Source organism: Rhodococcus sp. NPDC059179 (assembly GCF_042754885.1).
In the GTDB taxonomy this organism is placed as follows: Bacteria; Actinomycetota; Actinomycetes; order Mycobacteriales; family Mycobacteriaceae; genus Rhodococcus_G.
This window is the reverse complement of record NZ_JBHZBV010000001.1, coordinates 381,420-394,881: the sequence shown is the minus strand read 5'-3', so window position 1 is coordinate 394,881 and position 13,462 is coordinate 381,420. Positions and strand designations below refer to the sequence as shown.

The 13,462-nt window shown below is 66.5% G+C and carries 12 protein-coding genes; 2 read left to right on the top strand and 10 right to left on the bottom strand.

Features of this window, described 5'->3' with window-relative positions; genetic code table 11:
- Nucleotide 1: 1 nt before the first annotated feature.
- From ACFXMV_RS01780 to ACFXMV_RS01755, 6 genes are all read right to left on the bottom strand, one after another.
- Complete coding sequence (locus tag ACFXMV_RS01780; protein WP_378502652.1) at nt 2-1,726, bottom strand: PucR family transcriptional regulator; 1,725 nt, start codon at nt 1,724-1,726, stop codon at nt 2-4.
- 34 nt (nt 1,727-1,760) lie between these two features.
- Nucleotides 1,761-3,194 carry an amidohydrolase family protein gene (locus ACFXMV_RS01775; RefSeq protein ID WP_378502653.1) on the bottom strand — a complete coding sequence of 478 codons (1,434 nt, stop codon included), beginning with the start codon at nt 3,192-3,194 and terminating at the stop codon, nt 1,761-1,763.
- A gap of 22 nt (nt 3,195-3,216) precedes the next feature.
- The gene (locus ACFXMV_RS01770; RefSeq protein ID WP_378612020.1) at nt 3,217-4,734 is read right to left on the bottom strand and encodes an MFS transporter; all 1,518 of its coding nucleotides are present in this window, start codon (nt 4,732-4,734) and stop codon (nt 3,217-3,219) included.
- 21 nt (nt 4,735-4,755) lie between these two features.
- Nucleotides 4,756-5,670, bottom strand: a complete 915-nt coding sequence (locus ACFXMV_RS01765; protein WP_378502655.1) for an alpha/beta hydrolase — start codon at nt 5,668-5,670, stop codon at nt 4,756-4,758.
- Nucleotides 5,671-5,735: 65 nt separating this feature from the next.
- Entirely contained in the window at nt 5,736-6,380 is a 645-nt protein-coding gene (locus ACFXMV_RS01760) for a class I SAM-dependent methyltransferase (RefSeq protein WP_378502656.1), read from the bottom strand.
- 91 nt (nt 6,381-6,471) lie between these two features.
- Complete coding sequence (locus tag ACFXMV_RS01755) at nt 6,472-7,320, bottom strand: SAM-dependent methyltransferase (RefSeq protein ID WP_378502657.1); 849 nt, start codon at nt 7,318-7,320, stop codon at nt 6,472-6,474.
- Nucleotides 7,321-7,418: 98 nt separating this feature from the next.
- Between ACFXMV_RS01755 and ACFXMV_RS01750 the strand changes: the two genes are divergently transcribed.
- Complete coding sequence (locus ACFXMV_RS01750; RefSeq protein ID WP_378498836.1) at nt 7,419-7,700, top strand: hypothetical protein; 282 nt, start codon at nt 7,419-7,421, stop codon at nt 7,698-7,700.
- Between the two features lie 10 nt (nt 7,701-7,710).
- On the opposite strand, the gene ACFXMV_RS01745 is transcribed toward ACFXMV_RS01750, so the two are convergent.
- Both ACFXMV_RS01745 and ACFXMV_RS01740 read right to left on the bottom strand, forming a co-directional pair.
- Nucleotides 7,711-9,093 carry an MFS transporter gene (locus ACFXMV_RS01745; RefSeq protein ID WP_378498835.1) on the bottom strand — a complete coding sequence of 461 codons (1,383 nt, stop codon included), beginning with the start codon at nt 9,091-9,093 and terminating at the stop codon, nt 7,711-7,713.
- A 95-nt stretch (nt 9,094-9,188) separates the two neighbouring features.
- Nucleotides 9,189-10,070: a hypothetical protein gene (locus tag ACFXMV_RS01740; protein WP_378498834.1), complete on the bottom strand. Its 882-nt coding sequence runs from the start codon at nt 10,068-10,070 to the stop codon at nt 9,189-9,191.
- A gap of 89 nt (nt 10,071-10,159) precedes the next feature.
- Between ACFXMV_RS01740 and ACFXMV_RS01735 the strand changes: the two genes are divergently transcribed.
- A complete protein-coding gene (locus ACFXMV_RS01735; RefSeq protein ID WP_378498833.1) occupies nt 10,160-11,128 on the top strand; it encodes a hypothetical protein in 969 nt (322 codons plus the stop codon).
- A 90-nt stretch (nt 11,129-11,218) separates the two neighbouring features.
- On the opposite strand, the gene ACFXMV_RS01730 is transcribed toward ACFXMV_RS01735, so the two are convergent.
- Together ACFXMV_RS01730 and ACFXMV_RS01725 are read right to left on the bottom strand one after the other, a co-directional pair.
- Nucleotides 11,219-12,379 carry a hypothetical protein gene (locus ACFXMV_RS01730; protein WP_378498832.1) on the bottom strand — a complete coding sequence of 387 codons (1,161 nt, stop codon included), beginning with the start codon at nt 12,377-12,379 and terminating at the stop codon, nt 11,219-11,221.
- Nucleotides 12,379-13,326 (bottom strand): metal-dependent hydrolase, encoded by a 948-nt coding sequence (locus tag ACFXMV_RS01725; RefSeq protein ID WP_378498831.1) that lies wholly within the window; start codon nt 13,324-13,326, stop codon nt 12,379-12,381. Before ACFXMV_RS01725 ends, ACFXMV_RS01730 begins: the two co-directional genes overlap by 1 nt.
- Nucleotides 13,327-13,462 lie beyond the last annotated feature (136 nt).

The following is a 13,462-nucleotide window of genomic DNA, read 5'->3' as shown; positions in this document are numbered from 1 at the left end:
TCTAGAACGAAAGCGATCCCTGCCTGATAAGACGCAACTGGAGGAGCGCGTAGAAGCGATCGTCGGCATCGCCGAGATCGATTTCACCGATCTCCGAGACGCGCTTGAGGCGATATCTGAAGGTGTTGGGGTGGATGAAGGCGGCCGCGGCCGCCTTCTGCAGATCGCAGCCAGCATCCAGCCACAGCTCGAGTGTCTTGAGCAGTTGGTTGTGATGGGCAGCGTCATAGCGCTGCAGGCGTGCGATGGCTCCCGTTGGCTTGTCGCCCCGGGCGGCGACAAGGTCGCCGAGGTCATGGAGTAGGGCGTGCGAGGCGAGGTCCTCCCAGTTGGCCACTTCTCCGTACATTTTCGTCGACATCATCGCGCGCAGCGTCCGGTCGGCTTCGTGCCTCGACAGGCTCAACTCGGAGACGTTGTGGGCTACCGGGCCGATTCCGATCACCATGGGAATGCGGCCACTCATCCGTTTGAGGAAGTCGCGGGTCACGCGCTCTGCCGAATCCGAGGTCGGCTTGGTGGCCGACACCGGAATGATCGCGTACATGCTGCTGGCCACGATCGACGAGACGGCTCCCGCGCTCGACGCGGCCAAGTGGGGGATGAAGGTGTCGGAAAGGCGGTAGAGCGCAATTCTGTTCCCGTCCAACAAATCACCGGCCGGGGACCCGGACTCGGCCGCATTGATAGCGACGACCACCGCAGGAAATCTGATGTGTAGCCGTGCGAGCGCTTCAGCCGCGGAGCTGCCTCCGCTCAAGGCGGCAGACACGTTCTCGGTCAGATAGCTGCGATTGAGGTCGGATCCCGCGCGCAGTGCGAGCAGGTGTAGTGCGGCCAACCGTGCCGCATCCTTGAGGAACTGGCTTTGTTCATCGTCGAGCGGATCGTCGACTGCAGCCCAGATCGCACCCAGCACTTCGCTTCCGGCACGGACCGCTGCGACTATGCGGCCCTTGGTGATGAGGCTGCCGCCGGCGGTGTCGGCTGGTAGGTATAGCGGCTCGTTGCTCTCGTAGATGGTGTCGAGAAGGCCGGTTTCCTGGAGCTGTTTGATCAGGGGGAGGGGAACTTGCTGCCGCAGAATGGTGGAGATTCTCGACTGGTCGGCTTCATCCTGACGTCCGGAGAAGGCCAGGACGTGGAACTCTCGGTCCTCGATCGTGACCGGTGCGTCGAGGGAGGTGCTGATGACATTGGCGAGAGCGAACAGATCACCGGAGGTCACACCGCCAACGGTGTGACTCGGGTCGATCCCAGCGCGAGGCCCGGCCAAGAGCGTCCGGACCATCCACATCAGTTGTTCCCAGGTTGCGCCTGGTCGTAGCGACAGCACGGCGAGTCCTGATGCGTCTGCCGCGGCGATGATCTGCGGGGTGATCGCGACCGTGGATCGCAACACCAGTGCTGCTGCTCCGTGCTGTGCGAGGGTGGTCAGAAGCTCGGGTACGCGCGCGGAGTCGGGGCCGACTGCGAGCACGAGCGACCCTGCAACCTCTTTGGGGTCGTCACCATCCTCGAATATCACCGACTTGTGTACCCGCGCCGCAGAATCGATCTCTCCGAGACGCAACTCGATCAGGGTGGCTCCTAGGTCGTCGACGATCCGTTGCATGCTGATCCCACCACCGACCTGCACGGCACCATCACCTCGGTATCCCGAACTAGCGTTGAGTTCCCTACTTTTCGGGTCGATTCTGCCCTCCTCGGCCGGGGTGCGGGTCACTCTTGTGTCCGCACCCTCGATTTTCGCGGCCGGCTCACGATCGGACGGGGCGCCCCGGGAGCTCGCTGGCATTCAACTCCCCGCCGCTGACGACCTCGACGCCGTTGACGATGACGTAGTCGAACCCGGTCGACGGGGCCGCTGTGTCGGTAAAGGTTGCTCGATCTGAGATGGAGTCGCCGTCGAAGACGACGATGTCGGCGTCGGCTCCTTCCTGGATGCGCCCCTTACGGGACATGGAGGGTACCGACGCAGCCAGGATCTGGGCCGGGACCAGACTGCATCGTCGAATCACCTCGGACAGGCTCAGGGCCCTCGATTCGCGCCACAGGGTACGAATCGAGCGGCTGTAGGTCCCCGCCGTGCGTGGGTGGGTGACGACGTCGGGAGGCAGGGGCCACAGGAGATTGTCACGGGGAGTGGTTCTCCAGACCGGTTCGAAACCGTCACTCGCGATGGCGGTATCGGGGAAGACGAGTGCGCGGGTCAGCAGATCGCGCGCTGTGGGATCGTCTTCCTCGAGGAAGTGCACGGCGACAAGATCGCCGGGGTTGGTTCTGCGCATCTCGTTGAGCTCCTCGGCGTTGCCGAACCGCCGCCCGGTCGGCATGTGCTGAATCGCGTAGGGCGTGAGCCCGCGTCGGTGAAGCAGGCTCGGGTCGAGGAAGGCAGCGCCGATCCCGGTCATGCCGGTGCCGTACGGGTAGGCCTCGGTGGAGACCTGGGCACCGTTGGAGCGTGCCTGCTCGACGAGGCTGTGCACACGGTCGAGGTGGCGCAGCGAGGTGCTGTTGATGTGGCAGTAGTGCATGTGAGCGCCGGTTTCTCCGGCCGCTCGAATGATTTCCTCGGCACCGTCGACCGGGGTGTCCGGATCCTGATCGACCAGGTCACGGGCATGGGTGTAGGTCGGAACGTCGCGCTCGGCGGCGAGCTGCGCGACCGCGATGTACTCGGAAGGCGAAACCCGTGGTGCGTAGCCGAGCAGGATGCCCACGCCGAGAGCCCCGCTGCTGAGGTCCTTCTCGAGCAACGAGAGGATCTGGACCACTTCCTCCGGGCTCGCCTCGGCCTGCCATCCCGGCAGTCCCAGGTTCATCAGAATGTCCTCGGGGACGCCCGTGGTGGCGATCCCAGCCTTGACATGCAGTCGTGCTGCCGCCCAGCTGGTGGAGAAGCCGTAGTTGATGGGCCGTCCTTCACGTGCAGCGCGTTCGTAGGCGCGCGCAATGGGGTGCACGCCGGCCTCGAGTTCGAGAGCCGTGGTGACGCCGTCGAGTGCCTGAAGTCGCATGCCCGGGATCTCGGTGCAGTGACTGTGCAGGTCGATGAATCCGGGAGCGACAATCCGCCCTGAGACATCGAGGGTACGACGCCCTTCGAGGGGAGCCTCGCTGACGATGGTGACCGTGGCCCGGTCGATACCGACATCGAGAATTGCATCAGTTCCGGATTCGGGGTCGATCACTCGACCGCCATGGAGAACCAGATCATGCACGGGCATTGACATCACTTTCTTTCTCGGTGCTCTTGCTGGAGGATTCGACCCTTTCCCCGGGTTGCCACTGCGGGATGGTCGACGGCGTGATGATGGCGATCAGGGCAGCGCACAAGGTTGCGCCGGCGAGGAATCCGAACGCGGCGGTGTAGCTGACATGCTGCGCCAGGAAGCCCATGACCAAGGGCGCGACGACACCGGCGAATTGGCCGCCGGTGTTCACGATGCCCATGCCAGCGCCGACGTACTCCCGTGGCAGGGCTCGAAGCGGCATTCCGAGGATGCCCATGATCGCGAGACCGCTGCACGCCATGGCGCAGGCCTGCAGGATCGTGAAGGTCGTGGCCGACGTCGTCTGGAGCATCAACACGAGCAGCACGCTTGCCGCCACCAGCACGGGCACCACGAACCACTTGGCGCGGCCGTCGAAGTAGCGCCCGACCAGCCAGCCGCCGAGGACCGCGGTACCGGCGTTGATCAAAAGCGGAACCGCGGACGACACTCCAGCAGCGACGAGCGAGAGCCCTCGAACCTCGAGCAGGTAGCTCGGCACCCAGGTGATCATGCCGTAGGACAACATGTTGAAACAGCAGAACAGAAGCGCGTATCGCCAGACCACAGAATTCCGCAGAACCTGCTTCCATCCTACGATCTCCTCTTCGACCGGCTGATGATCATCGGTGAATTCGCGGGGAAGTGGAGAGGGGAGGAACCGCCACATCAACACTCCGACGATGGCCCCGACCAGGGCGATGAGCCAGAAGCTGTGCCGCCACCCGACCGAGGCGATCAAGGGCGCCATGAGCAGGGTCCCGGCACCGGCGCCGAGCGCATTCGAGGCCAGAATGAAACCGGCACTGCGAGTGCGGGTTTGCGGCGTGGTTCGCTCGGCGAGCGCCTTGAACGATGCGGGCGGGAAGAGTGCTTGCGCCACACCGAACAGGGCACGGACTACCAGAAGCAGGACCAGGCCATGAACCAGGCCGGTGGCGGCGGTGAAGACCGACCACCCGAGTAGCGATATGACGAGCAGGGGCCGGGCCCCGAACCGGTCGGCCAGCACGCCTCCGGGCAATTGGGAGAGCATGTAGGCAATCGCGAAGGCCGAGACGACGAAGCCCTGCTGTGTCTTGTCCAGGTGGAGGTCAGAGCCTATGAACGGCAGCGCCACCGAGATAGCGACTCTGTCGATGTAGTCAATGACGTACACGCCGGCGAGCAGTGCGATCGTTGTCGTCGATGTCCGCCGAATGTTGAGGGAAGAGCCTTCTTGCGTCAACAACCGATTTACCCTTCCGAAGTAACGTCGAGGTGGTCTGGCCCAGTATGTGACCGTCAGCACACTCACGTTTCGTACGGAAGTCAGAAGAATTCCGGCAGCGTTCGTAGGTTCCCACCAATTCGAGGCCGCGGTGCCGACCCGGTGTGCGCGCCGGTACCGCGGTGTCGAGATGCGGCGAAGATCGGCGAAACGCGCCACCAGATTGCCTGACCGCGCTTGCACGTCCATTTGGAGAAGGCACGACGCGTCCTAGGGCTGCACGAGCCGCTCGAGCAGCCATGACTGGACACCCTTGAGCGCCGTCTTTGCCATTGCGGTGGGGTGACCTGTGAAGCCGTGGGGTGACTCGGGATAGATCCGAAGCTCGACGTCATTGCCGGCGGCGGAAAGTCGACCTGCCATCGCGAGGTTGTCTTCCAGCAACACGTCTCCTGCCCCGACAACCAGCAGCGCCGGGGGGAGGCCGTGGAGGTCGCCGTAGACAGGCGAGATGTCCGGTGCAGTGCGGTCTTCCACGTGGCCGACGTATGCCCGGATGAAGTACTCATCTGCGATCCGACGTCCGGCGGGTGTCTGCGCGCTCATGTCGTAGGTGCCGAATTGGAGTGCGGCGCCGGTAAACCCGTCGACGGCGCCGCGATCTCTCAGTCGGAGCAGGGTTGCCAGCGCGAGTGTCGCTCCCGCCGACCTTCCGCCGATCGACAGGCGGGATGTTCCGAAGCGGGCACCGGCGTGTTCGACGAGCCAGAGCGCCGCCGCTTCACAGTCATCGGGCGCGGCCGGCCACGGGTGTTCGGGGGCCAGCCGGTAGTCGACACTGACGACGGCGATGTGGAGGGCGTCCGCGAGCGCCCGGTTACGCACGTCTTCTCCCGCCGCGGAGCCCATGTAGAAGCCGCCGCCGTGAATGTCCAGATGGACGCCTCGCGCTCGACCGTCGGCGGGGGTGAAGATCCTCACCGGCACACGCGCTCCCGCGACTTCGAGCACCTCTTCGATCGCCGGTGGGTCGGCCGGAGACGGAGACGTCCTCGCCCGCACTTCCTTCAGCTCGTCGAATGTGCTGGGGCCACGTCCCGCTGCCCGCGAGCTGTAGAAGCTCCGCGCCTCATCGACCTGCTCCGCGGGCACATCGGCCAACAGAGCCTCCAGCTCAAACCGCACGCGTTCTCCTCATGCTCTGGGGTCTCGACACGACACTGTCTACCGCGTCCGTCAATGTAGGCGCGTCACCGTGAGTCGATCCCGCACCGGGTGCCCTGCCGCCGTGCGGTGATTGCGCCGTGAGGCCGGTAGCCGCTCCCCGTCCGCGTATGTGTCTCGATCACCTCGAAGCCGGCCGTGACCAACTCCCGGCTGAGTTCAGCCATCGGCCACCGATAGGCGGTGGTGACGGCATGGTCGAAAGTCCCTGCGGTTGCTCCTTCGAAGAAGCCCACGAGCAGCCCGCCGCCCGGCCGAATCACGCGCGCGAACTCGGCGAGCGGAGTCTGGATGTCCTGCGGACGGTGGTGAATGAGCGAGTACCAGGCAAGGACACCACCCAGGGACTCTGGCGCGGCGTCCAATGCCTCGAAGCTGCCGACGTCGAAGGAGCGGTTTGGATACTGCATCCGAGCTCGTCCAACGAACTCTGGAACGAGGTCAATCCCGCTCGCCGCTGGTCCGCACTCGGCCAAGAAGTCTGTCCACTGCCCCGGGCCGCACCCCGCGTCGAGTACGGGACCTGTCAGGGCGGCGGCCCAGCTGCTCACCAGGGCTCGATCTGACGGGTGTGTCGAAGTCATGGAACCAAGGAGATCCGTGTACTCCTGGGATCTCGCCGAATAGGACTCTCGGACGATGTCGCCCGGTTGGGTGCTCGTGCTCTCCATGCGGTCAATGATCGTCGATGGGAGGCCCCGTCTTCCGGAGCACGACGGGTGCATCCTGATAACCGGCGAATCAATTCAGCTGGTGTCGCGGCTATCGCACCGCGTTCGATGTCGCGACGACCGCGAACTGGGGCGCAGTCGGGTCATACGGGGAGCCCGCGACGTCGCCGAGGATCTCGACAACGCCGAGTCCGACTTCGCCGAACTCGGCGGTCAGCTCCTCGGGCGTGAAGAACTTGGCCCAGTTGAAGTACCTCTTGGTCGCCGACTCCTCGAAGATCTCGTACTTGTCCAGAGACACCCGCTGGTCCTCGTAGCGGAAGGTGTTGACGAACCCGAAGTACGGTCGGGCCGACCAGAATCCGTCCATCAGCTCCGGGCCGTAGGCGGACTTCTCCTCGACGGCGTCAAACGCGGGTGCCGCGTCGACATCGAGGAAGAATGATCCGCCGTCGGCGAGGTGATGACGGACGACCCGAAGCAATGCTCGTCGCGCATCGGGGAGCAGGGCGCAGTAGTCGCGCATGATCATGATGATGACGTCGTACCGCTCGCTGCTGCGGTAGGTGAGGTAGTCCTGACGCAGGTACGTCGCCGTGTTGCTCGTTTCGACTGCGGTCGTCTGTGCGTGTTCGATGGATCGAGATGAGAAGTCGAGGCCTGTGACAGCGGCACCGGTCTGTGTCAGCCTGTTCGCGTACAGACCCGGCCCGCAGCCGAAATCCGCGAGGCGTTTGCCCGGGCCGAGCGCGAAGCGGCCGGTGATGAATCCGACTGCGCGCTCGATGAACTCTGCTCGGTAGGACGACATGTCGAGGTTCGGATCGAGATGTGCGGCCAGCATCTTCTCGGAGATGTAGGGGTCGGTCCACAGTTCCGGCGTAGTCGTGGCCGAATAAATCCCCGGGCGGGTATTGATCTCGGATAGTTCGTTGAACATTGAGTGCTCCAGAGCATCGGATCCGTTCGGGACCAACACTACGCATCCAAGTCTTCCCATTCACAGGCACCGAGTCCGACGCGTGAGAAGGTCGTTCAATGAAGGGTGACGTGCCGGCCGACGATCATCGGCCACAACCGGAAGACGGCCCGTTCACTCTCGCGGTCGACGGTGAACTCTTCACGGTCGTACTCCGCTCGCGGACCGAATACGACTACGCATGGGACTCCGGCCCGAACGACGGGTACGGATTCAGCACGACCGTCCACGTGGCAGGCGATCCGACCGCCGAGCCGGCACTGATGACCATCGGCCAACACCGGGAATCGATCAGGGACTTCCTCGGCTCGATCAACCCGGACACCGGATACCTCGACTGAGGGTCCTCGATCAGGCGACCAGCGCGTGCTCCCGCACTCCCTGCGCCGGCCAGCGCCGGTGCTCGGCGTCGATGACGAACACGTGGGTGTGCCGGTAGAGGCGATCGCCCACCCGGTCGGCGTCCACCAGCCGGGCGGGGTCGATGGTGCCGGCCTCGTGCAGGTGCGTGATCTCTGCCGGGTCGTTGCGTGGCCACACCCGCACCGCCACAGCGATTCCGGTGCCGGCGATCACGGCCAGCGTCACCCAGGTGGTGGTGAGTCCGGCGCCGGACAGCCACCCGGCGATCGGGTAGGTGAGCAGCCAGGCCAGGTGCGAGAGCGAGAACTGGGCGGCGAAGAGCGCAGGCCGGTCGGCGGGCTGCGACGAGCGCCGCAGCACCTGGCCGGTCGGGGTGAGCACCGCCGCGGTGCCCGCGCCGACCACGGCCCACACCGCGATCGCCGCGCCCCAGCGCCAGTCGCCGGCGTCGGCGGTCGACAGTGCGACCGCCGACCCGAGCCCGGCGATCAGGGTGGCGCCGCCCGCCAGCATCACCGGCCGGGCGCCGAGCCGGTCGAGGACCCGCGGCACCGACAGTGCGACGAGCATCGTGCCGAACCCGTTGGCGGCCAACAGCAGTGCCACGCCCGACTGGGTGCCGCCGAGAACGTCACGGACGTAGTTGACGGTGTTGACCATGATCACCGAGCCCGCGGCAGCGACGACCAGGTTCAGGCCGAGCAGTCCGCGCAGCCGCGGCGTGGCGGCGAAGATCCGCATGCCCACCGCGATCCGGTCCCGGAACGTGCCCTCGGTGGCGGCGCCGGCGTCGGGAATGCGGGTCGCGATCACCAGCACGGCCGAGACCGCGAATCCGATCGCGGTACCGACGAACAGCCAGTGGAAACTGATCAGGGTCAGCGCCACCGCCGCCAGCATCGGGCTCAGCAGGGTCTCCATCGTCGCGGCGAGCTGCGCGGCCGACAGCGCCCTGGTGTACTCGCGCTCGTCGGGGAGGATGTCGGGAATGACCGCCTGGTAGGTCGGCGTGTACGCCGCCGAGGCGGTTTGCAGCACCGCGATCAGCACGTAGATCTGCCAGATCTGGTCGATGAACGGCAGGGCCAGCACGATGGCGGCCCGAATCAGGTTGAGTCCGACCAGGAACAGTCGGCGCGGGAACCGGTCGGCGTAGGCGGCGACGACGGGAGCGACCGTGACGTAGACGATCATCTTGATGGTCAGGGCGGTGCCGAGCACCGCTGCTGCTGAGGCTCCGGCGAGTTCATAGGCGAGCAGTCCCAGCGCGACGGTGGTCAGGCCGGTGCCGAACAGGGCCGCCACCTGGGCGGTGAACAGTCGTAGGTAGTCGGGGTGGGCGAACAGGGACGGGATCGACGGCTTTCGCATCGCGAACACTTTCTCTGAGGGTGCGGAATCGGGCGGGGCGCGGGATCGCGGACAGCGGCAGGGGCACATGGGATTTCCCTTCGGGAGTGGCGGTGTCAGTGCCGGTGGGCGGCGGCGGTGAGGGTGAACGCCGCGGTGCGGACGGTGTCGCCGTGCTTGAAATCGAGGAAGAGCCGGTAGGTTCCGGCGCCGGGCACCGCGGTGTGGAAGGTGACGTCCGGTCCGGGAGCGGTGACCCCATCACCGGGCTCGCCGTTCGGGTGGACGTGGATGTAGGCCAGGTCGCCGGCCCGGAGCACCACCAGGTGGCCGAAGGCGGCCAGGTAGGGCTGCAGATCGGTGATCGGGCGGCCGTCCTTGCGGACGGTGAGCGTCAGCAGATCTCCCTCTCCGGCAACGAGATTCCCGTCGAGGGTGACCTCGTATCCGTCGACGACCGCGGTACGAGCCGGGCTCGGCGTCGGCTGCGGGTCGTAGGCACCCGCGACGGCGAGGTCGGCGCCGAGGGTGATCGTTCGCCCGAGGCTCGTCGGCGCGATGTCGGTGAACACGCGGTAGGCGCCCGCCTCGGGCAGGTTCAGCCGAACCGACCAGGTGCCGTCGGCCGCGAGTTCGGGGTGCACGTGCCAGAAGCCGGTCAGCTCGCGCCGCACCACGATCAGGTGCAGGGCGCGGTCGTGGATCGGGGTGTAGTCGGTGACCGGCTCGCCGTCCGGGCCGAGGATGCGGAACCGGAAGTCGATGTCGCCCGGGCCGACGATGGTCTCGGCGAGCTCCAGCGTGTAGCCGTCCTGGGTGATCTGGAGACCTCCCGGTGCGCTCGCGCCGTGGCCGTGGTGGTCGGCCGGGGCGTGTCCGGCATGTCCGGCGTGGTTGGCGTGGCCGGTGTGATCGGCGTGCGCCGCGGAATGTCCGTGCTGGTGGGCGGCGTGATCGGCGTGGGCGGCTGCATGGTGGGCGTGCGCGTTGGTGCTCATTTCTCGGCCTCTCCTCGGGTGGCTGTTCCGGTCATGAAGATAGTACCCCCCCGGGGTATGCGCAACCCCTATTCCGCTACCTTCGAGAGATGGATACTGCGTCGCTCATTCTCGGCTCGCCGCGCGGACGGTTCTTCTGCGCGAACGTCGGCTACCTGTGCAGCGACGACGAGCGGGCGCAGCTTTCCTATCGTCGCCGATGGTCCGGCGACGCCCTCGAAGTCCTCGCTGCCGTCGACGTTCCCGCGATAGCCCGGCTGTCGGAGCTCGAGCTGCTCGGCGCGATGGCCTACGCCGCCGACAACGCGTACTACTGGCAGCCGCCGGACGAGCAGGACCTGATGTTCGCCCGTCCGGAGATCGTCGAGGCGCTGCGGCCGATCGCCAGGGCGGTCGTGGCCTCACCCCACGCCCGGTGGTGGTCGGAGTCGGCCGACCTCGCGAATCAGCGACTGGTGGAGAAGTCCGATTCCCGCCGGGACCGGTCGGAGTTGCCCCCGCGGATCCGGCCCGCCGACGACCGCCTGGAACGGTGGAACATGAACGTCGGCGGCGAATGGTGGTCCACCCCGATGACGGTCAGGGGCGGGGTACCGGCCACGACGCGGGCGCGCACCGGCCTCGGGGCGCTGGAGCTGCTGCTCGAAGAGGATTCGATGGGTTGGGAGCGGGCGCGCGTCTGGCCGCTGCGGATCCACGGCGCACCCCGCGTTTACGAGATCACCGATCCGGCGGCCTGGGTGCGCCTGGTCGATGCCTATCCGTTCGCCGTGCCGTCCCGCCGCTCCGAGTGGCACCACACCACCGGGGTACACCACGACTGGTTCATTCCGGACTGGGCCGCGGTGGCCGTCGACTACGACGCCGTGCACCTGACCATGACCGGCTACCTCGGCACCCCCGGGATCGCGATCCCCCTGGCCGCCCAGTCCGGTGCCACCGTCCTCGCGGGCTGGGATCCCGATGCCACCTTCTGGTTGCGCAGCGGCATCATCGCCGTCGACGACGGCCCCACCGAATGGAATCGCTCGGCGGACGGGGAATGGTCCCCCGCCTGAATTCGTGACCCCCGCAACGACGCCGAGACGGGAACCGTCAGACCAACGGTTCCCGTCTCGGTGTTCAATAGGCGCGGCTCTCGGGTCCGCCTATGTCGCGCCCGCCGCCGCGGGTTCTCCCGCGGACGCGGTGCTATCCACCTCTGCTTTCGCTTGCGGCACAGTGAATGTGGCGACCACGGAGAGGATCGCGACGGCGAAGCAGGCGATCGTGTACCAGAGGTTGCCGATCGGATCGCCGTTATCGGTGACACCGTCGACGGCGCCGAAGAATTCCGGCAGCGCGGTGGCCCACAGCAGACCCATGACGGCGAGGTACACGAGGGCGTAGACCTGGACGAACCGGTTCGTGTACGGCGGCACGTCGGAGGCGCCCGCCCGCACCGCCGACCACCGGCGCACCATCACCACGACCGCGACCGCCGACAGCGCGAGGAGTTCGGCGCCGTACAGGAACCCGCGGACGGTGTCGCTGCCCATGCCGAAGACGGTCGCCGGGAGCGGCAGCATGAATACCCCGACCGACGCGGTCAGGCCGATAACCACTGTGCGCCACACCAGTTCGAGCCCGGAAAAGCGTCGGCCCGCGTCGACGTGCCTGCCGACGAAGAACTGCATGCACAGCGCCAACGACATCGGCCACAGCGCGGCGAACACCACGACGCTCGGCAGCGGGACCGAATCGAAGAAGGGCAGATTGACCTTGTTGTCGAGCGTCCACTCCCACCAGCGCAGCTGCGGCCCGAGCTGGTCGAAGATCTCGTAGAACGCGTGGTGCACGAAGCCGACGCACACCGCGCCGAGGAGCACCCCGTACCGGCGGAAGATCCCCAGCATGCGGACGATCTCGAACGCCAGCGTCGCCATGAAGGGATAGATCGCGACGATGTACAGCGGCAGGCGACCCCACAGGAACTCCACGCTGAACACGTTGTGCGCGAACATCGTGCCCAAATATTCCTCGGTGCCGAAGGTGGCCGGGAAGTAGATCGGCGGCTCGATCACGAACAGGAACGCGGTGGCGCCGAACCACAGCACCAGGTTGGTGGGATCACCGTGCCTGCGCAGCCGCACGATCGCGTAGATCAGCGCGAGCACCGAGCCGAGCACGATGGTCCACTCGAGCACCGGCAGCGTCCAGTTCTCCAGCGCGGCGGGGTTGCGGAACTCGACGAGCCCGCCTGCCTCCGCGCAGGAGAAGCCGAGCCGCGTGGCGAGGTCCTCGAAGGTGGGAGTGCACGTGGCCGACATCAGTTGGCTCCCGACGACACCGGCTCGGCGGCAGGCTGGGCGTCCGCGGAGTACCAGCGGGTGCAGTCGTAGCCGTCGTCGTAGCGGGTGAACCAGTCGTCGGCGAGGGCGGGCAGCTTCTCGTGGGCCGGGTTGTGGCCGGGCATCTGACTGCGGACGGCGCCCTTGAGCGCGGTCAGCTGCTGGCCGATCGGCAGGCCGTCGAACGCCCGCGGCATCGGCCCCTTGGTCAGGTACGGCGCGAAGGCGGTGAGCACCCTCTGCTTGGCCCGGTGCCGGGCGAACATCGACATCGAGTCGACCTTCCGATCGGCGAGCGGCACGTGCTGGTTGAAGCCGGCGCAGGCGATCCGGATCGACTTCATCACGTGCGCGAAGATCGAGGCCGCCATCCGCGCCCGGTACATCTCGTTGCCGACGATGGAGTTGTAGATGATCAGGGCCGAACTGCGGTGCTCGACCTCCTCGACGAAGTGCCACAGGAACAGCGAGGCGACCCGGTCGTCGCCGGGGGCGAACAGGGTGGCCTCGTTGTCGAGCATCAGCTTGAACACCGGGGTGAAGGTGGCCTCGAGGTCGGCGGTGTACGCGAGCCGGTAGTTGATCGAGGTGCGCTCGGTGAGCAGGTCGAACTCGCCGGTCACCGCGTCGAGGGTGTTCTGCAGGCCGGGGTAGGCCCGGATCAGGCCGGCGACGTGCTGGCGGTGCGCGGTCGAGTGGTGGCCCTCCTGACGCATGAACGCCACCGCCTCCGCGGCCACCTCGGGGTCGGTGATCAGCGGCTTGGCCTGCAGGATCAGCTTCACGATCATCTTCTCGAAGCCGATGGCCAGGAACGAGACCGCGTTCGACATCGACGACCACGCCGGATTCTCCGGGTTCCAGCAGAACGGAACGTCCTGGTCGTCGAACCCGAAGTCCATCTTCCGGGGTTTCAGATCGGTCATGCGGCGATTCCTCGTTTCCGTCGGTGCGGGCGGGCCCCGGTCTCCGGGTAGGGCGGGGCCACGATGTGGCGATCATACGACTGATCGTCGCTGTGTATGATGACTTTGGTCGAATCGGCGCCGGTTCAGCCGGTGA

Excerpts from the sequence above, each read along its gene's own strand:
- ACFXMV_RS01730 (WP_378498832.1), bottom strand. The coding sequence starts at position 12,379 with ATGTCGGCCACGTGCACTCCCACCTTCGAGGACCTCGCCACGCGGCTC.
- ACFXMV_RS01740 (WP_378498834.1), bottom strand. The coding sequence starts at position 10,070 with ATGAGCACCAACGCGCACGCCCACCATGCAGCCGCCCACGCCGATCAC.
- ACFXMV_RS01735 (WP_378498833.1), top strand. The coding sequence starts at position 10,160 with ATGGATACTGCGTCGCTCATTCTCGGCTCGCCGCGCGGACGGTTCTTC.
- ACFXMV_RS01745 (WP_378498835.1), bottom strand. The coding sequence starts at position 9,093 with ATGCGAAAGCCGTCGATCCCGTCCCTGTTCGCCCACCCCGACTACCTA.
- ACFXMV_RS01750 (WP_378498836.1), top strand. The coding sequence starts at position 7,419 with ATGAAGGGTGACGTGCCGGCCGACGATCATCGGCCACAACCGGAAGAC.
- ACFXMV_RS01755 (WP_378502657.1), bottom strand. The coding sequence starts at position 7,320 with ATGTTCAACGAACTATCCGAGATCAATACCCGCCCGGGGATTTATTCG.
- ACFXMV_RS01770 (WP_378612020.1), bottom strand. The coding sequence starts at position 4,734 with ATGGACGTGCAAGCGCGGTCAGGCAATCTGGTGGCGCGTTTCGCCGAT.
- ACFXMV_RS01725 (WP_378498831.1), bottom strand. The coding sequence starts at position 13,326 with ATGACCGATCTGAAACCCCGGAAGATGGACTTCGGGTTCGACGACCAG.
- ACFXMV_RS01760 (WP_378502656.1), bottom strand. The coding sequence starts at position 6,380 with ATGGAGAGCACGAGCACCCAACCGGGCGACATCGTCCGAGAGTCCTAT.